17 protein-coding genes are annotated in these 17,312 nt (G+C 41.3%); 3 read left to right on the forward strand and 14 right to left on the reverse strand.

Going from position 1 to position 17,312, the window contains the following annotated elements; all coding sequences use genetic code 11:
• Nucleotide 1: 1 nt before the first annotated feature.
• Together ACRWQM_RS08420 and ACRWQM_RS08425 are read right to left on the reverse strand one after the other, a co-directional pair.
• Complete coding sequence (locus ACRWQM_RS08420) at nt 2–223, reverse strand: DUF2788 domain-containing protein (protein ID WP_226415723.1); 222 nt, start codon at nt 221–223, stop codon at nt 2–4.
• 112 nt (nt 224–335) lie between these two features.
• Nucleotides 336–1,100, reverse strand: a complete 765-nt coding sequence (locus ACRWQM_RS08425) for an alpha/beta fold hydrolase (protein WP_434931845.1) — start codon at nt 1,098–1,100, stop codon at nt 336–338.
• Nucleotides 1,101–1,406: 306 nt separating this feature from the next.
• Here ACRWQM_RS08425 and seqA point away from each other — a divergent pair, with 306 nt between their 5' ends.
• Nucleotides 1,407–2,123, forward strand: a complete 717-nt coding sequence (gene seqA / locus ACRWQM_RS08430; RefSeq protein ID WP_434931846.1) for a replication initiation negative regulator SeqA — start codon at nt 1,407–1,409, stop codon at nt 2,121–2,123.
• Between the two features lie 21 nt (nt 2,124–2,144).
• Nucleotides 2,145–3,794, forward strand: coding sequence for a phosphoglucomutase (alpha-D-glucose-1,6-bisphosphate-dependent) (pgm, locus tag ACRWQM_RS08435; protein ID WP_434931847.1), 1,650 nt, complete (start codon nt 2,145–2,147; stop codon nt 3,792–3,794).
• Nucleotides 3,795–3,884: 90 nt separating this feature from the next.
• On the opposite strand, the gene ACRWQM_RS08440 is transcribed toward pgm, so the two are convergent.
• The 12 genes from ACRWQM_RS08440 to hyaA form a co-directional block, all read right to left on the reverse strand.
• Nucleotides 3,885–4,064 carry a hypothetical protein gene (locus tag ACRWQM_RS08440; RefSeq protein ID WP_434931848.1) on the reverse strand — a complete coding sequence of 60 codons (180 nt, stop codon included), beginning with the start codon at nt 4,062–4,064 and terminating at the stop codon, nt 3,885–3,887.
• Between the two features lie 68 nt (nt 4,065–4,132).
• Entirely contained in the window at nt 4,133–4,477 is a 345-nt protein-coding gene (locus ACRWQM_RS08445; RefSeq protein ID WP_226415730.1) for a hydrogenase maturation nickel metallochaperone HypA, read from the reverse strand.
• Nucleotides 4,477–5,490 (reverse strand): hydrogenase expression/formation protein HypE, encoded by a 1,014-nt coding sequence (gene hypE, locus ACRWQM_RS08450; RefSeq protein ID WP_434931849.1) that lies wholly within the window; start codon nt 5,488–5,490, stop codon nt 4,477–4,479. Before hypE ends, ACRWQM_RS08445 begins: the two co-directional genes overlap by 1 nt.
• Nucleotides 5,483–6,604, reverse strand: a complete 1,122-nt coding sequence (gene hypD / locus ACRWQM_RS08455; protein ID WP_434931850.1) for a hydrogenase formation protein HypD — start codon at nt 6,602–6,604, stop codon at nt 5,483–5,485. Before hypD ends, hypE begins: the two co-directional genes overlap by 8 nt.
• Before the next feature lies 1 nt (nt 6,605).
• On the reverse strand, nt 6,606–6,845 hold the full coding sequence (locus ACRWQM_RS08460) for a HypC/HybG/HupF family hydrogenase formation chaperone (protein WP_434931851.1): 240 nt from the start codon (nt 6,843–6,845) through the stop codon (nt 6,606–6,608).
• A 2-nt stretch (nt 6,846–6,847) separates the two neighbouring features.
• Nucleotides 6,848–7,657, reverse strand: a complete 810-nt coding sequence (gene hypB, locus ACRWQM_RS08465; protein WP_434931852.1) for a hydrogenase nickel incorporation protein HypB — start codon at nt 7,655–7,657, stop codon at nt 6,848–6,850.
• Nucleotides 7,658–7,791: 134 nt separating this feature from the next.
• Nucleotides 7,792–10,239 carry a carbamoyltransferase HypF gene (hypF, locus tag ACRWQM_RS08470; protein ID WP_434931853.1) on the reverse strand — a complete coding sequence of 816 codons (2,448 nt, stop codon included), beginning with the start codon at nt 10,237–10,239 and terminating at the stop codon, nt 7,792–7,794.
• Between the two features lie 42 nt (nt 10,240–10,281).
• The gene (locus ACRWQM_RS08475; RefSeq protein WP_434931854.1) at nt 10,282–11,928 is read right to left on the reverse strand and encodes a NiFe hydrogenase; all 1,647 of its coding nucleotides are present in this window, start codon (nt 11,926–11,928) and stop codon (nt 10,282–10,284) included.
• Between the two features lie 246 nt (nt 11,929–12,174).
• Nucleotides 12,175–12,741, reverse strand: coding sequence for a HyaD/HybD family hydrogenase maturation endopeptidase (locus tag ACRWQM_RS08480; protein ID WP_434931855.1), 567 nt, complete (start codon nt 12,739–12,741; stop codon nt 12,175–12,177).
• A 5-nt stretch (nt 12,742–12,746) separates the two neighbouring features.
• Nucleotides 12,747–13,412, reverse strand: a complete 666-nt coding sequence (gene cybH, locus ACRWQM_RS08485) for a Ni/Fe-hydrogenase, b-type cytochrome subunit (RefSeq protein ID WP_434931856.1) — start codon at nt 13,410–13,412, stop codon at nt 12,747–12,749.
• Nucleotides 13,413–13,444: 32 nt separating this feature from the next.
• The gene (hyaB, locus tag ACRWQM_RS08490; protein ID WP_434931857.1) at nt 13,445–15,148 is read right to left on the reverse strand and encodes a nickel-dependent hydrogenase large subunit; all 1,704 of its coding nucleotides are present in this window, start codon (nt 15,146–15,148) and stop codon (nt 13,445–13,447) included.
• A 2-nt stretch (nt 15,149–15,150) separates the two neighbouring features.
• A complete protein-coding gene (gene hyaA / locus ACRWQM_RS08495; protein WP_434931858.1) occupies nt 15,151–16,287 on the reverse strand; it encodes a nickel-dependent hydrogenase small subunit in 1,137 nt (378 codons plus the stop codon).
• A gap of 527 nt (nt 16,288–16,814) precedes the next feature.
• Between hyaA and ACRWQM_RS08500 the strand changes: the two genes are divergently transcribed.
• The gene (locus ACRWQM_RS08500; RefSeq protein WP_434931859.1) at nt 16,815–17,297 is read left to right on the forward strand and encodes a putative 4-hydroxy-4-methyl-2-oxoglutarate aldolase; all 483 of its coding nucleotides are present in this window, start codon (nt 16,815–16,817) and stop codon (nt 17,295–17,297) included.
• Nucleotides 17,298–17,312 lie beyond the last annotated feature (15 nt).

The raw sequence follows: 17,312 nt of genomic DNA on the forward strand, positions 1-17,312 counted from the left end.
ATTAACCAATACCTGAGCCTTCCCAGGTCATTTGAATAATGCCTTTTGCCACAAAACCTGCACAGCCTAAAAATAATACGCTCCAAACAACGTAACGTCCAAATTTTGGTACGTTACCTTGCTTTAGCACATCGCTTATAGCCATGCCGATAAAAAAGAAAATTGCTGCAAAAAAGAAATTTAAGCCAAAGGTTTCAATTTGTTCCATATATTGATTGAGCATACTTTACCTTTACTAACTTCTTTAGATTGCAAAAAAAGAGGCGCGAATATATCACATCAGAGTCACAACGGCTATCTGTCACTGTGTAAATGGTGTAAAAATAGCCATGATTTTAACGTAAAAAATTTGCCACTATCCGATTAAATATTTCAGGCTTTTGCGCATGCAACCAATGACCTGCGCCATTGATTGTTTTTGCACTCACCTGTGGAAATTGCGTAACGATAGCATCGCGATGTTCCGCCATGACATAGTTAGACTCATCGCCACGAATAAACAAACAAGGTTTATCGTAATGCTGTGGACGATCATCATCGGTTAACTGCCAGCCAATAATACGGTCGTAACAGTTAATTAGCCCAGTTAAGTTCATTTTCCATTCAAAGCCGTCATCTGTTCTTTGTAAGTTTTTCAGTAAAAACTGGGCTGTACCTTCATCAATGCCGGAATCGATTAAATGTACCAATGCGGTTTTGCGATTGGTATCTTTATCTAACACTAATGAACTTAGGCCAGCAAACACCGTTTGATGGCGAGGTTGATATGTCACTGGGGCAATATCAGCGACCACAAGACTGTTAACGCGCTCTGGATACAATAGGGCAGTCGCCATAGCGATTTTTCCACCCATGGAATGACCCACTATTTTAACTGAGTTAAACCCTAACTCATCTATCAATGCAATGATTGCCTTAGCTAGGCTGGGGTAATCCATTGTCGACCAATGCTCACTTAGGCCATGATTAGGTAAGTCAACCCGAACGACTTGAAAATCATTTTCAAGTGACGTGCCTAAAGACTTTAAGTTATCTAAATTTCCAAACAAGCCGTGAATTAAAATGACCGGCTCACCAGCGCCTGAGATGACGTAATGCATGTTGTTACCTAAGGTGTGACTTTAATTGCGGCAAATTTTGCGCGATACCCGTGTTCAAATCAAGTATTGTTGCTCAGCAAAACGGAAAGTTGGACAACAATTTTAGTTAAAGTGGGGTTATAAGGTGAATTTATATCAATTATTTGATTTTGGGCTTTATTCTTAGCAGAGCCTTAGCTTAAACTGGGAAGATAAGCGATCGAATTTGATCAAAAATAATAATTAAATAAGCTCAGTATTGCCAAACGTGGATATCGCAGTCCAGATGCTTTGGTTATACCTTTAACATGCAAAAGGATGATTGAAATGAAATACATTGAAATTGATGAAGAACTTTATCGTTTTATCGCCAGTAAAACTGAAAGAATTGGCGAAAGCGCTTCAGAAATTTTGCGTCGTTTATTGGATCTTCCTGTTGAGTCTGTCACAGATCAACGCCCAGAATCAATTAGTCAGCCAGGCTTAGATGTGCTTGATGCCAATACAAGAGATGCGTTATTTAATAAAGCTAAGACAATCGTTGAGCAATTAGTTAATCATCGTGCTCAAACTCGCACTGAACCTGCTTCAGCAGTTGCACCTACAGCTATTGAATCTAATCAGGTAAAAGCTGAAAATCCTGCCAACGCAGACATTCCTCTTTCAATTGCTGAAACCCAGACTCATTCAAGTAGAACCGCAAAAACAATTGATTTTAATACAGTCGTTAATGAGCACTTAATTGCACAACAAAAGGGCGCTGTGGGACGGTTCATGTTTTTGCTCGACGCATTAGCGGTTCAAGCGGGTAAAGACTTTGAGCAAGTATTACAAATCCAAGGAAAAGGGCGTTTATATTTTGCTCAATCTAAACAGGCGTTATTAGATGCCAGCCAATCCGCTAATCCAAAAGAAATTGGCCAAAGTGGCTATTGGGTTACAACCAATAATAATACTGCAAAGAAACAAACTATTTTATCAGAAGTGTTAGTTCATTTAGGGTGTGACGCCATTAAAGCATCGACCATAGCGCAATATATTTAACCTCAATCAAAGGAGAATGACGTGGCCATACATGAGCGTGCAGGGACGTTAGCATTGCAATCGGATTTAGTGAATATTCCTAAATTAATGAGTTATTACTATCGGATGATCCCCAATGTTGCCGATGTGCAACAAAAGGTGACTTTTGGCACGTCTGGCCATAGAGGCAGTGCGTTCAAATCCAGTTTTAATCAAAATCATATTTGGGCGATTACACAAGCTGTGGTTGATTATCGTCAGTCGGCTAATATTACCGGCCCTATGATTGTGGGTTATGACACTCATGCGTTATCTTATGCGGCGTTTATGTCGGTTGTAGAAGTGCTAACCGCCAACCAGGTTAAAGTACTTATCCAAGCTAATGATGGTTTTACGCCTACACCTGTTGTTTCACAGGCAATAATTTGTGCTAATGCTTCAGCTAAAGGCTCTGCTCACTTAACTGACGGATTAATCATTACCCCTTCGCATAATCCGCCAGAGGATGGTGGGATTAAATATAATCCGCCCCATGGTGGGCCAGCCGAAGGCGCAATTACTAAAATTATTGAAGATAAAGCCAATGCTTATTTAACCCAACAACTCAGTGGCGTTAAAAAAGTAAATTTTGGGGCAGCGTTAGCATCGGGTTGGGTACAAGAGGTTGATTTTATTGCACCCTATGTTGACTCTTTAGCTGATGTAATTGATTTTGATGCTATTAGAAAAGCAAATTTGCGTTTAGGCGTAGATCCTTTAGGCGGCTCTGGCATTTATTACTGGCAACATATTGCTAAAAAGTATGATTTAGATATCACCTTGGTCAATGAAAAGGTCGATCCTACATTCAGCTTTATGACATTAGATAAAGACGGCAAAATTCGTATGGACTGCTCATCGCCTTATGCCATGGCTGGGTTACTTGCACACAGTGAAAACTATGATTTATGTGTAGGAAACGATCCAGATTATGATCGTCATGGCATTGTTTGCCCAGGCTTTGGCTTGATGAACCCAAACCACTATTTAGCCGTTGCCATTGATTATTTAATTAGCCACCGTCCGCAGTGGTCTGAAAAACTGTCTATTGGTAAAACACTAGTGTCCAGTGCCATGATTGACCGCGTATGTGCAAGTTTGAACCGAACTTGCTTAGAAGTGCCGGTTGGATTTAAATGGTTTGTCGATGGCTTAGCCAATAACACCATCGCCTTTGGTGGTGAAGAAAGTGCCGGTGCAGCATTCTTAAAGCGTGACGGCAGCACTTGGTGTACTGACAAAGATGGCTTTATCTTAGCGCTACTGGCCCTTGAAATTACTGCTGTGACGGGCAAAACACCCGCACAACGTTATCAGGAATTAACGGCTCAATTTGGTGAAAGTTTTTACACTCGAATAGATAGCCCAATTAGTCTCAAGAAAAAAGCAAAGTTTGAATTGTTAAACCGTGACAGCTTTACCGATACTGTATTAGCCGGTGAGCCGATAACGGCAATACTGTCCCATGCACCAGGTAATAATGCGGCAATCGGCGGTATTAAAGTGACCACAGAAAATGGTTGGTTTGCGGCGCGTCCATCAGGCACTGAGGCGTTATTCAAAATATATGCTGAAAGTTTTATCAGTCAGCAGCATTTGGACAATATCATTACTCAAGCGCAACAAATGATTGATAACGCCCTAAAAGGCTAACCCCTTCAGCATCATAATAGTTAAATAAAATGACATCACTAAACGCACTCTGAAGAGTGCGTTTTTATTTACACATTTTATGCAATGAATTTATTTTTTCATTTTCCATAAAATACCTGCCACGATAGCCACTAACAAAATTGCTGGCGCCATTTGTTCAAAGTGATGGAATAAGCCCGGTGCACCATGGCCTTCATGAGCAAAGGCTGCCCCAGAAAACACCATCAGAGACATTACTGTGCTCAATACTACAGAGTTAAATTTTATCATTGCCAATTCCTTATACTACTTGTGTGAGTGTTTTTTATTTTTATCAATTTTATTCAGAAAATCAGTGTTTAAGTATCCATCTCTAACTGCATCAACATCATGTCTTCACCATCAATAATTTGCGTATCTGCTGAGCCACAATGTGGACATAAAACCGTTCGCTGCGATTGTTCTGACTGTTTTTCGCACTGATGGCACTGTATGATCAGTGGTTGGATCTGCATGTTCAATAGCGCATTTGCGCACAGGCTATCCAGTTTAAAGGTCATAAAAGCTTGTTCTAATAAGCAAGGTTCCACGCCACTTAATATGCCAACTTTAATGTCAACTCGCACAATTGAGTTGGCTTTGTGCTGTTTTGCCAATGCTTCACATTGTTCAATCAATGCCATCACAATCGAATATTCGTGCATCAGCAAATCCTTGGCAGAAGTTCCCCATGGGGCAAATCTAAATAACGATGGCTACCCCAAGGTGTTGTTAATACAACTCTGGTTGGGTGCGCTTCTACCACATGGCCAATAATACAAGCCTGCTCACAGTGCCCGTAACGTTGCAATATTTCTACCGCACCTAAAGCAACATCTTGTGGTAGGGCAATCACAAAGGTGCCTTCATTAGCTAAGTCATAGGGTTCAAAACCAAATAACTCACACAGTCCTTTCACTTCATCTGCAACAGGGATGTCCTTTTCTATTAAATCAATTCCGACATTAGAAGCTTTAGCCCATTCATTTAATACCGCGGCAATACCGCCACGGGTAGCATCCCGCATGGCATGAAGAGTGACATTTGCTGCAATTAATTGTTCAACCACTGGCCACAGAGTGGCGCAATCACTGGTTAAGTCAGACTCAAGTTCAAGCGCTTCACGGGCCATTAAAATAGCTGCGCCGTGCCTGCCAATATCTCGTGAGACAATAATGGCATCTCCTGGTTGTACATTTTTAGCCGAAATATCAGTTATTAACATTCTGCCAATGCCGGTGGTATTGATAAATAGGCCATCAGCACATCCTTTAGGCACCACTTTAGTGTCACCGCAAACAATTCTTGCACCGGACTGATGCAGTTCATCGGCCATGCTTTGGACAATTTTTTTCAAATCAGTAATTAAAAAACCTTCTTCGATGATAAAACTGCAACTGAGATATTCAGGTTGCGCCGCCATCATGGCTAAGTCATTTACCGTACCTGCTATGGCAAGTTTACCAATATTGCCACCAGCAAAAAAAAGCGGCGATACGGTAAAAGAATCTGTGGTGAACGCCACTGGCCCACAAAGGTTAAGTTTGGCGGCATCCTCTTCGGCGCACAGGATAGGGTTAGCAAATGCACTAAAGAAAATGGATTTGATCAACTGATCCATTTCTTTTCCGCCTCCACCATGGCTGAGTTGTATCGTTTGGTTAGCAATATTACCCATTCAGAATGTCTCCATAACGATAGTAAGCATTACACGCACCTTCGGAGCTCACCATACAACTGCCAAGTGGTGTTTCAGGGGTACAACCGCGACCGAATACTTTGCACTCTTTAGGGCCGGCAAGTCCCCTTAATATATCTGCGCACTGACAGGCTTTATGATCGTCAATGGGGTCGTTAGGTAAAATTGAGGCAAAATGATGCTCAGCGTCTCGTCGTTGATATTCAGGCTTTAATTGCAACGCTGATTTAGCAATCGGCCCCAGTCCACGCCATCTAAACTCATCTCTGGGTTCAAAATAGCGATTAACCAGTTGCTGTGCATGAATATTGCCGTCAAAACTAACCGAGCGAGTGTATTGCACTTCAAGTTTTGGCTGTTTAGCGACTTTCTGTTTGACGATGGACAAAATAGATTGCATTACATCCACCGGCTCAAATCCTGATACCACTACGGGGGTGTGATATTGATCCACCGCAGCTTGGTAGATTTTCGCCCCTGATATGACACTGACATGGGCGGGCCCAATGAAGGCATTAACCTTAGATTTTTTTTCAGCCATGACGGCATCAATAGCCGGTGGGACAAGTACATGGTTGATGTGAAATAGCAGATTGTTGACAGATTGTTTCTCGGCCTGTTCAATTAACGCTGCTGTCATTGGGGTTGAGGTTTCAAAACCAATGGCAAAAAAGACTACCGTTTTATCTGGGTTATCTTCTGCAATTTTTAGTGTATCCAGTGGATCATAGATGGCTCTAATATCACAGCCCTTAGCGCGATGATTAGCCAGACTACCTGTAGAGCCTGGCACCCTAATCATATCGCCTAAACTGACTAATATCACATTAGGCTCATTCGCTAAGGCAATGGCATGATCAATCCGCTCTTTAGGCATCACGCAAACAGGGCAGCCAGGGCCATGAATAAATTTGATGTTATCGGGCAAAAGTTGCAATAAACCGTATTTCATAATGGTGTGGGTATGACCGCCACACACTTCCATGATATTAATGGGTTCATCGACGAGTTTAGCGAGTCGTTTAATCTCTGCGGCTAAAGAATGAATCGTCGCAGGATCTCGAAAGCCTTGGTACAAGTCTTTAAGCTTCATATTATTCACCGTGCTCATTCATTGATGCGACAATTTCTTGGTATAACGCCAAGCTTTCTTGCGCATCGTGATGATCAATTTTATTCATCACAAAACCAATATGAATAAGCACATAATCACCTATTGAGAGAGGCTCAGACATTAAATGGCTGCTGACTCGCCGTTTAACCCCCATAGTATCGACTGTGACACTTGCATCATCATGAATTTCAACAACTTGTGAAGGCACAGATAGGCACATGGCTAGACCTCCGCAGTATTAGTTGTGAGCTTAGGCGCTAGGGTCTGGTTTTGGTCTAAACCTTGTTTTGTAACCGAGTGTAGACTTACATTTTTCATGTGTTCGGCAGCTAACCAGTTAACTAAAGGAGTAAATGAGTTAGGCTCTTTAATCGATAGCTGCATTAATTCAACATGGGGATTAAGCTTATAAAGTTCAGTTTTTGCCTGTTCAATATCAAAATCGAAGTAGGGCAGCAAATCAGTTTTGGTGATCACCACTAAATCAGCTTTTCTGAACATAACTGGATATTTTTCAATTTTATCATCACCTTCAGGCACTGATAGCAACACAATATTTTTGTGGGTACCCACATCATAGCTAGCCGGACAAACAAGGTTGCCGACGTTTTCAACAAAACAAATATTCAATGATTCAAGATCAACATGATGTAAGGCCCCATGCACCATAAACGCATCTAAATGACAAGCCGATCCGGTTTGAATTTGATAAGCCGCAATACCCTGAGCGATTAACCTGTCAGCATCTCGAGAGGTTTCTAAATCACCTTCAATAACGGCATATTGTAATGGGGAGTAATGATGTAAATGCTCCAGCAATGCTGTTTTGCCACTGCCTGGGCTACTCATGATATTAAATGCAGTTACTTGATGTTGATTGAAGTGATCTCGATTGTGCTGCGCCTCAATATCGTTTTTATCGAGAATTTTGTGGATCACAGACAAGGTTTTCTTATCATTCAATTGAGGATTAGTTTTCAATGAATGATCGTGATGAGTATGGGTAATAGAACAACCGCAATCCTGGCACATATGCTTTCCTAACGAGATGTTGATAAAATAATTTTGCGCCAAAATGGATATGAAAACTTTGATGAATATCAGTTTTGGGAAAATGTTTAACTGTTAACAAAACGTTAATTCAGTTTTGCGACACGGGTCTCATTTTATTCACCCTGTTTTGTCCCACTTTTATTTTGATTACAGTGTAATGCATACCAAAGTTGGCCTAATGCGATACCGCCATCATTTATTGGCACCAGTTTAGGAGACAACACAAGATGATTGTCAGTTTCTGCATCGGTTAAACAATGGCTCAATAAGTGTTTATTTTGAAAAACACCGCCACTCAATACCATGGGGTATTGAGGATACTCTTGCGCAATATGTTTAATTGAATCGGCGATCGCCCTCATAAATTGATTGCAGATTTTGGGGATATATACTTTTGCAGGGTCTTTGGTATGACAAATTATCTCAATGATATCTTTAAACCATTCTTGGCTTTGCCAAATAATAATATCCGCTTGTGGTAAAGCTTTTATGGATAACAAACTGACTTGTTCGGCATCTACATTAGCACTGCCTATCACTGATGAATCTCGAGTTTCAATAACAGTTGCAGCCGTTAATGGCACGGTTTTAGCCGCCTGCGCCTCGATTAACATACCGGCTTGACCTTCAAATTGATTTAACTCAATAAGCCCAAGTGCGACAGCAAGTGCATCAAATAATCTGCCCACCGCTCTACAGGGTATACAGTGGCTGTTGTTAAGCCATAATCGATGTAGATTATTAAGTTCAATAAGTGACAAGCGTTTAATCGCTGGAATTGGCATTTGGCTAATCTGGGTTACTGTGTATGAATCAAATAACAATGCCAACAATATGCGAACTGGCTGCTTGATGGCTTGTTCACCGCCAATCAACTTAAACTCACTAAAATGGGCGAGTGTCGTAAATGTGTTCACATCAGCCAGCATCACCTCGCTGCCCCAAAGAATACCTTTGTCACCTAAGCCTGTACCATCAAAACTAAAACCAATCACTTTATGCCGATATTGGTTAGCGGCCATTACCGCAAGAATATGAGCATAATGATGTTGGATCGATAATGGCGTCACACCACAATGTTGGGCAATAAAGCGATTTGCCCATTGGCTGGGAGCATATTCGGGGTGGTTGTCGTTAATAATGCACTTGGGACTAAAGTGATAAAGTCGTTTGAATGTTGTTAAGTTATCTTCAAAATACTGCTCTGCTTCAAGACTGAATAAATCACCAATATGTGGCGATAAAATCATATTACGATTAAACGCCAATGCAATAGTGTTTTTTTGCTGCGCTCCAACGGCGAGTGTAGGCTCAAAATTTGAGGGTTCTAATCCATGGGCAAGGGTGAGTGGAGCATAACCTCTGGCAAGTCGTATCACTTGTAATTGGTCATTAATCACCTGTACCACGCTGTCGTCACACGCATTGGCGATAGGGCGGTTATGGTCAACAATGGCATCGACTACATGACCTAATTGGCTAATAATACCGTCCAGACTGCAAATAATAGGTTCGCCACTGCGATTAGCACTGGTTGCCACGATAGGCTTATTAAATTGTTGGAGTAATAGGTGATGCAAAGGTGTGTAGGGTAAAAATATCCCGATGCGATCTATCCCGGGTGCAACACTTTTTGCTAAAACGGGTCTGGTATCTTTAGACGGTTGTCGGTCTAACCAGTCGGGATTGACTAATGCTTGTAACGAACGAGTCATTTTTGCAAGTAAAGTGATGGGTTTTTCAGCGCTGTCTACAACTTGCCATTCAACGTCAGTACCTACCGCCAAATGTTTAGCTTGCTCAAGATTAGCAGCCATAACCGCTAAGGGTTTAGCGGGGCGATGTTTACGTTTTCTAAGGGTGATTACCGCGGCGTCATTGGTAGCATCGCAAACTAAATGAAATCCCCCTAATCCTTTTAATGCAACTATTTTACCTTGATTGAGTAAGGCAACCGTTTGGGTAATCACCTCGGTTGATTGGCAATTCACTTGGACATTATCGACATATAAACTTAGCTGTGGTCCACAATGATTACAGCTAACGGGTTGTGCATGGTAACGTCTATCAAAAGGGTCATGGTAGGCTTTAGCGCATTGTTCACACATATCAAAGTCAGCCATGGACGTGAAATGACGGTCGTAGGGTAGATGTTTAATAATCGTATAGCGCGGCCCGCAATTGGTGCAGTTGGTAAACGGATAAAGATAGTGGCGATTGTGTTTATCTTGCATCTCAGTTAAGCAATCCGCGCAAGTGCTTTTATCTGCGGACACCGCCACTATGGCCTGGGAATCGCTAGTCTCACTTTGTAAAATATTAAAATGATCAAATGTCGTGCTGATAGGTTCCTCAACAAAGACTAGCTCATCTATTCTTGCCAGTGGCGGTGGCGAGGATTGCAACCTAGCAATAAACAAGTCTATTTTAGCCGACTCACCTTGTAGGACAATCTCAACCCCTTGGTTGTCATTGAGTACCGTTCCCGCAAGTTTGAGCTCATCTGCAAGGCGATACACGAATGGCCTGAAACCCACACCTTGGACAATGCCTTTGGCCATTAAGCTGTTTTTGGCACATCAAAGTGGTAGTTTTTGGGGCCATTAGACAGCACCACCACGTCGGCGTATGGGCAGTAATAAGCCACCGACAGCAATATTGACACCGTCTAAATCCATCTGAGAATCAACCACTAATGTAAAATTATTAGCGAGCCTTAACTGTATTTGACGCACTAAAGGGGGATAGCTAAATTCGCTGCCCGCTAACACTAATTGATTGATACCTATATTTTGATCCAAATGCGCTAACCAATTACTCAAATAATCAGCGAAAGAATCAAAAAATCCATAAGCAAGTTTGGCTTTATCTTGTTCACCGGCAATTCTAAAACTCATCAAAGTACCGAGTGTTTTACACCAATTAAGACTTCTTACGGCTTCTCCTTTAACTAATTGGAAGTCAATTCTTGGGGCGTTACTGCCTTGATAGCATTGGGCAAGGCTGATGATGCCATCGAGTAATTGTTGTGTAACTGAGTGCGGCGAGTTTTCATTGATAGGACATCCGATAATAATTGCCGCCATAGGCAATAAACCACTTAAGTTAGCGTTTTGCTGCGGTAGCTTAAGGTCAAGTAAACGCAAATAACTTTGAGGGAATTGTTGTTTAAATTTGTTGAGTAAAGGTGCTTGTTTACTGGAGAGAATTTGATGACATATTTCATAACCGTTTTCAGGTATCGCGGCAAATTCGAAAAAACATTCAGCTTTACTTTGGCCATCTAAAGTGAAAATTTGACTTCTATGCTGCTGGCTAAAATACAATACCGCGGCATTTTTAGGTTTATCAGGCCTATTTGCCAGCCCAGCGAGTAGAGATCGATAGCCTAAATGTTGATCATTTTCTGATAAATTTGTTGTTATCTGTTCAGCATTGGCGGCTAAGTCTTCTTCGCTATAAATACTGTGGCTTAAAAAGATTGTTTTAAGGTGATCTTGGCTATTTGACTGGTCTGTTGCGGTGAATTGTTTATTACCGTCATTAAAAACTGCATGATCATGCAAGCAAGGCTGTAAAATATCAATACTGATAGCCTCTGTTGTCTGTTGTATTTCAATCCATTGATGATTAACTCGCGCTAATCGTAATGGCTTGTTTACTTCTGCATGTTTAGCTTGTAAGCGTTTTTTATCGACAGTCGGGGAGATATAAACCCAATTAATGCCTTTTTGTCTTAATCGTTCACAAATGACCTGCAGTAGTCGGTTATAAGCAAATTGAACATCATATCGAATCGCATGACTGCAGTTTTCTGACTCGGTTTGTTTATCACAACTGACCAGTGTCAAGATAGGTTTTTCAATACTGGATAAAGCCAATACCTGATAGTCATTTACTAAAAACTGAGCATTTAAGGTATTTGGGTTACAAATCAAAATATGCGGTCTTAAGGTAAGGTGCTCTGACAGCGACTCACTAGTTGAATTTTTTAACGGTTCATCTATTGAGAGAATTAATTTCTCGCTTAAGAGCGGTAATTCACCTTGAATTAGCAGTGTATCGACCATAGCGCGGATATCATTTGCTGTCAGGCCTTGTTGAACTGCTGTGAGTTTAGTTTCACCATGGCAGTGAGCACATAACAGGTTAAGCTCTCCAAACTGTTGGCTTTGATTATCGCCAAAAATAGGTTGGCAATGTTGGCAAAAAAACAGTGGCGCTGATGATAGTGATTTAAGTGCATCCACGGGGGGAATTGTTTGTTGTGTATTCGTTTAATCTGAGTATCAACTAACCATACCGATAGGAGAAAATTTGCTGCAATTTCATCGGCAAGGCTTTCTAATTCTGTTTGTAGTGCACAAGCTTCAATTATGTAATGTGTTAGCTGTTTATCATCCTTTACGATACCGAAGCTAATGTCGAATTCAGTGCGTAACGTAAAATATTGGCAAAGATATGCGTAAAGCGGCACAGGTTTAAGGCAAACAAACTCAAACTGAATGAGGTGCTTCATAGCTGACTCCACGTTTATATGCATCGGGGATGACATCTTCAATTTTAATGGATTGTTGCTGAACAGCGGTAATTCCAAACTCATCTAAAAAACCAAGCAGGGTTTTTTCCATCACAGGAATAGCGGCGATCAAAGAAGGTGTTAACCCTAATGTCATCGGTTCTATTACCGTTGGAATAACACCTAATACTTGAGTTGCAGGGCGATCGCCGACCATATCCATCATGGTTAATGTTTGTAACATTTCTACTTCATGTGCGCTGCCTTGCCAGTCAATTTCAGCAGGGGCATGATCGAAATCAAAAAAGAATACATCGCCTGCTTTGGCTTCTGAACTATTGACAGTGTCGACCACAATGAGTTGTTCATACTGACAAATCAATGGGATTAAACTTTGTGCTAGGGTACCGCCATCAATTAAATCTATTTGATGGGAAAGGTGATTAAATTGATATTTATCTTTGATGTAATTGACAAAATGTACGCCGATACCTTCATCGGCGTACAACACATTGCCAATACCCAATATGAGTATTTTTTTCATGGGTTTTAATGATCCTTGTGATAATCATAGCCCGATACAATGGAGTCTACAGAGTTATGTCTAAAGCGTATGCCAGACCACACCGCCATATAAACATGGATAACGACGAATATAATAAATGCCCACATTAAATAATGGTGTATGACTCGAACGTACGCTAATCCTCCCATTTGCGCTGTGATCCAAGCCGACATTTCCCAAAGTGCGCCCCCCAAACCTTGGTGATAGACATTGGCGTACAGGACTAAGCCCGTAATACAGATAAGCAAAGCAACAAAAGATATGGCGACGTAAGTCATAAACTGTAGTGGACCATAAACGCCTGCTTTATTCAGTTTGCCCATCCATAAGTACGATTTTAATTGGCTCATCCAACTCGATACACTTAACACGTCTTTAAATGAGCGTCTTTCAATATTAAGCCGACTGAAAAAGAACAAATAAAAGCGTGCTAGGGTAATTGCCGTTAATGCAAAACCAAAAATGATATGTGCAAAACGGATCCAACCTTGAACCAATACATCAGATGTGCCTGGCGCGACTAGAAATGGCCATGCCAAATAAAACCCGCTGATCACCAATATCAGTATCGATAATGCCCTTAGCCAATGAAATATTCGAATGGCTGGAGTAAAAATGTAGTGCCTTGTATGGGTTGCTTGATGTTGCATAAGTCATCCCTCCATATTGAATTCACTCAAGATTAAAACCCATTAGGATCAATTTTAAATTGGCCTAAGGTTTGTTTTTTGTAATCCATCACATGCACTGAACACGCCATACAGGGGTCAAATGAGTGAATAATACGAATAACTTCTAATGGCTTAGTAGGATCTTCAAGCGTTAAGCCGATTAATGAGGCCTCATAAGGTCCCATTTTTCCGTTAGCATCAACTGGTCCCGCATTCCAGGTGGTTGGCACAACCGCTTGATAGTTTTCTACCTTGCCATTCTTAATTCTTATCCAATGGCTGAGCATTCCCCTAGGAGCCTCATTCATGGCATGACCCACGTATTCTTTATCAACGTCAATTTGTGGCGTTATGTAGGTAGCTTCATCGCTTTTAAGATTAGTCACTAACGCATCAAAGGTTTTTAAACTGGCTTGACCCACTAATACTGTTTGCAGCATTCGAGCTGCGGTGCGACCTAAGGTGGTAAACAGCGCATCAATTGGCAAACCTGTTGCAGTTAATAAACCATTCACGGCATCAACAACAATTTGGTTACCTTTGGCATAGTTCACTAATAAGCAAGCGAGTGGGCCTACTTCAATTGGTTCATCTTGGTAGCGTGGTGATTTAACCCAGGAATATTTACCGTCACCATCTAAAGTTGGTAACTTGCCATACACTGTGTCTCTTTCGACAAAACCTGTGTAATCTGGCACCGTTGTACCGTCATAGGGATGCTGCGCGCCATCAGCTTTATACCAAGCGTGAGTAACGTCTTCTTTGATTAAATCGGGGTTAATATCAGTCACGTTTGCCAAGTCGCCATGCATTATTACGCCTTGCTCAAATAAAAACTGACCATCTCCCATTAAAAAGTCATTAGTACACAGAAAGCTTTTCACATTTACGCCACCTAACACACTAGGTTCAGCACCAAATGCATCAGCTGCCATCACTATGTCTGCTTGATAAGCGCGTTCAATAAAATCTTGCACAATGGCATGTTTCTGTTTCCACTCTTGCAAACGGGCCGGGCTCAACATGTCGCGTACAGAGGTTACCCCGCCAACCACCAATGATTGTGGGTGAGGGGATTTTCCACCAAAAATAGCCAACATTTCGGCAGCGACTCGTTGTACTTCTAGAGCTTTTAAATAGTGTGATAAGGCAATTAAGTTTTGTTCAGGGCTAAAACGGTAAGTGCTATTGCCCCAATAGGCATTGGCGAACGGGCCTAACTTACCAGTATCAACCAAGCCTTTTACTCTTTCTTGTACAGCCCTTAATTCTCCTTCGCCTGTCGCGATGGGTTTGTCTGTATATTTTAGTGAGTCCTGCGCCGCTTTAGCGGGGTCAGCACCTAATGCAGATACTACATCAACCCAGTCTAAGCCATGTAAGTGATAAAAATGGACGATATGATCGTGCATATATAATGAAGATTGCATCAAACTTCTAAGGTATTTAGCATTGATAGGAATCGTCATTCCTAAAGCATTTTCCACCGCTTCGGTACCGCATCGATAATGTGAATATGTACACACACCACAAATTCGCTGCACGATTAAGCCGACGTCCATCGGCGTGCGGCCTTTTAAGATAACTTCTATACCACGCCATAAAGTTGATGATGACCAAGCCTTTGTGATGACATTGTTTTCATCGACTTCAACTTCTACTCGCAAGTGACCTTCAATGCGGGTGATAGGGTCGATAACTACGCGTTTGTTCATGATTAATCCTCCAATGGCTTAGCAAATACACTAGCAACAGCATGGGCACCGATCCCGATAACCGTTGCACCTAGTATGACTGCGCCTATGGTGTCTGCCGTAGCATCAATACCGTGTAAAAGTTGACGCCCTAATGGTTTTTCGAAATCAGCCATATCATCCCAGAAGTTGGGTTCAGAACAGCCCATACAACCATGACCTGCGAGTACTGGCCAACTAGTATGGTGATTGAATCTTTCTGTTGGACAGTTGTTGTAAGTGTAAGGACCTTTACAGCCTACTTTATATAAGCAATAGCCATCTTTAGCTGCTTGATCGCCAAATGTTTCAACAAATTCACCGGCATCAAAGCGCCCACGTCGTTCACAGTTGTCATGTACGCGGGCACCATAAGCCCACTTTGGTCGATTAAACATATCTAAAGCAGGGAGTTTGCCAAACATGATGAAGTACATTAATGTGCCGACGATATTTTTTTCACTTGGCGGACAGCCCCCAAGATTAATAACTGTTTTATCAACAACTTCATGTACGCCTTTTGCACCAGTTGGATTCGGGTATGCGGCTTGCACGCCACCAAATGCTGCACATGTACCCACAGAGATGATAGCAGCAGCACCTTCAGCAGCTTCTTTTACTATGTGTAATCCGGTGTGTCCTTTACAACCTACAGTCAAATAAGCGCCATTATTAGCGGTAGGAATAGCGCCTTCAACGGCTAAAAGGTAGCGTCCTTTGTATTCTTTAAGTGCATTTTCAAGATTCTCTTCCGCTTGCCAGCCTGACGCTGCCATTAAGGTTTCATGGTATTCCAATGAAATATGGTCAAAAATCAAGGTATCTAAATTAGGGGTGTCGGTGCGAATAAGTGATTCAGAGCAACCAGTACATTCCGCCATGTGTAACCAAATTAACGGTACTCTGTCTGCTAATTCAGCTGCTTCTGCAACTAAGGTACTGAAAGGAAGTGGCAATGCCAGCATGGCCGCCATAGCCGCACTCCACTTTATAAAGTCTCGGCGAGAGATGCCATTATCGGCCATCTTCTGTTCTAAACTAATAGGCTGTCTAGGTGCTAGTGCACGTAAATAATCAAGACGCTGTTTGCCTTGTTCATATAGAGCTGCATGAGTATCCATAAAGTAACCTTCTTATTGTCAGGGTTTTCATATCCTCACGATAACTATATGGCTCTCTGTACCAGAGCAACTTGATTTAAATCAAAGTAAAAATGGGAATTGTAAATACATTACAATAAAAATGTTATTATTTAGATCTAGATCAGTTGATTGGTTTTAACTGCGACATTTTGACCCATTAATAAACATCGTCAGCATATGAGATTGTTAAAGTGGCAATTAAAATCCTGGTATTGATAGTAATAAGGATTAACATTTTTAAACTCGATGACTTATCTTGATATGGGGATATTTTATAAGGGGTATGAATAACTCAAAAAGTTGTCAGAATAAATGATTACTTGTATCTAAGGATTTTCAGCAGCATAGAACATCAAAGTTATTAATATTTATATCATTATTTACCACTGGTAATCCTATTGTCTGCATATTAATTTTTTACTGTGTAAAGCTTAACCACTTGTTCATCAATAGTTTTTTAAGTAGGCTTATTGCGTATTTATTCATTTATGTCGCACGGAGGCATTATGCTCGATTTACTTCCTGATCTGTTTGACCAATACCCTCAAGAGTTACAACTGATTAATTTACCCTGGCTATCCTTTGGACAAAAAAGCATCTTTTCAGGCACAATCGTAACAGTAAAGTGCTTTGAAGATAATTCAAAGGTGAAATCAACTCTAGCTAAACCAGGCCATGGGAAGGTGCTGGTTGTTGATGGAGGCGGTTCAACTAGACGGGCTTTATTGGGTGATATGATTGCACAAGACGCTGTAGACAATGGTTGGCAGGGTATTGTTATTTATGGTTGTATAAGAGATGTGGCCACAATAAATACTATGAATATTGGTGTGAAAGCAATTGGCGTTAACCCCATTAAAACAGAGAAGCGTGACTTGGGGGAGATAGGCGTAACCCTTGAAATTAATTCAATCGAAATTGTTGATGGTATGATGCTTTATGCTGATTTAAATGGCGTCGCCATTAGTCAATCAGTTTTAAGTTTATAGTGTATACACGATCAG

This window comes from Shewanella sp. HL-SH5 (genome assembly GCF_051163755.1).
In the GTDB taxonomy this organism is placed as follows: Bacteria; Pseudomonadota; Gammaproteobacteria; order Enterobacterales; family Shewanellaceae; genus Shewanella; species Shewanella glacialimarina.

What these genes read in the sequence shown, in the direction of transcription:
- ACRWQM_RS08420 (WP_226415723.1), bottom strand. Translation starts at nt 223, where the DNA reads ATGCTCAATCAATATATGGAACAAATTGAAACCTTTGGCTTAAATTTC.
- ACRWQM_RS08425 (WP_434931845.1), bottom strand. Translation starts at nt 1,100, where the DNA reads ATGCATTACGTCATCTCAGGCGCTGGTGAGCCGGTCATTTTAATTCAC.
- seqA (WP_434931846.1), top strand. Translation starts at nt 1,407, where the DNA reads ATGAAATACATTGAAATTGATGAAGAACTTTATCGTTTTATCGCCAGT.
- ACRWQM_RS08440 (WP_434931848.1), bottom strand. Translation starts at nt 4,064, where the DNA reads ATGATAAAATTTAACTCTGTAGTATTGAGCACAGTAATGTCTCTGATG.
- ACRWQM_RS08445 (WP_226415730.1), bottom strand. Translation starts at nt 4,477, where the DNA reads ATGCACGAATATTCGATTGTGATGGCATTGATTGAACAATGTGAAGCA.
- hypE (WP_434931849.1), bottom strand. Translation starts at nt 5,490, where the DNA reads ATGGGTAATATTGCTAACCAAACGATACAACTCAGCCATGGTGGAGGC.
- hypD (WP_434931850.1), bottom strand. Translation starts at nt 6,604, where the DNA reads ATGAAGCTTAAAGACTTGTACCAAGGCTTTCGAGATCCTGCGACGATT.
- ACRWQM_RS08460 (WP_434931851.1), bottom strand. Translation starts at nt 6,845, where the DNA reads ATGTGCCTATCTGTGCCTTCACAAGTTGTTGAAATTCATGATGATGCA.
- hypB (WP_434931852.1), bottom strand. Translation starts at nt 7,657, where the DNA reads ATGTGCCAGGATTGCGGTTGTTCTATTACCCATACTCATCACGATCAT.
- hypF (WP_434931853.1), bottom strand. Translation starts at nt 10,239, where the DNA reads ATGGCCAAAGGCATTGTCCAAGGTGTGGGTTTCAGGCCATTCGTGTAT.
- ACRWQM_RS08480 (WP_434931855.1), bottom strand. Translation starts at nt 12,741, where the DNA reads ATGAAAAAAATACTCATATTGGGTATTGGCAATGTGTTGTACGCCGAT.
- cybH (WP_434931856.1), bottom strand. Translation starts at nt 13,412, where the DNA reads ATGCAACATCAAGCAACCCATACAAGGCACTACATTTTTACTCCAGCC.
- hyaB (WP_434931857.1), bottom strand. Translation starts at nt 15,148, where the DNA reads ATGAACAAACGCGTAGTTATCGACCCTATCACCCGCATTGAAGGTCAC.
- hyaA (WP_434931858.1), bottom strand. Translation starts at nt 16,287, where the DNA reads ATGGATACTCATGCAGCTCTATATGAACAAGGCAAACAGCGTCTTGAT.
- ACRWQM_RS08500 (WP_434931859.1), top strand. Translation starts at nt 16,815, where the DNA reads ATGCTCGATTTACTTCCTGATCTGTTTGACCAATACCCTCAAGAGTTA.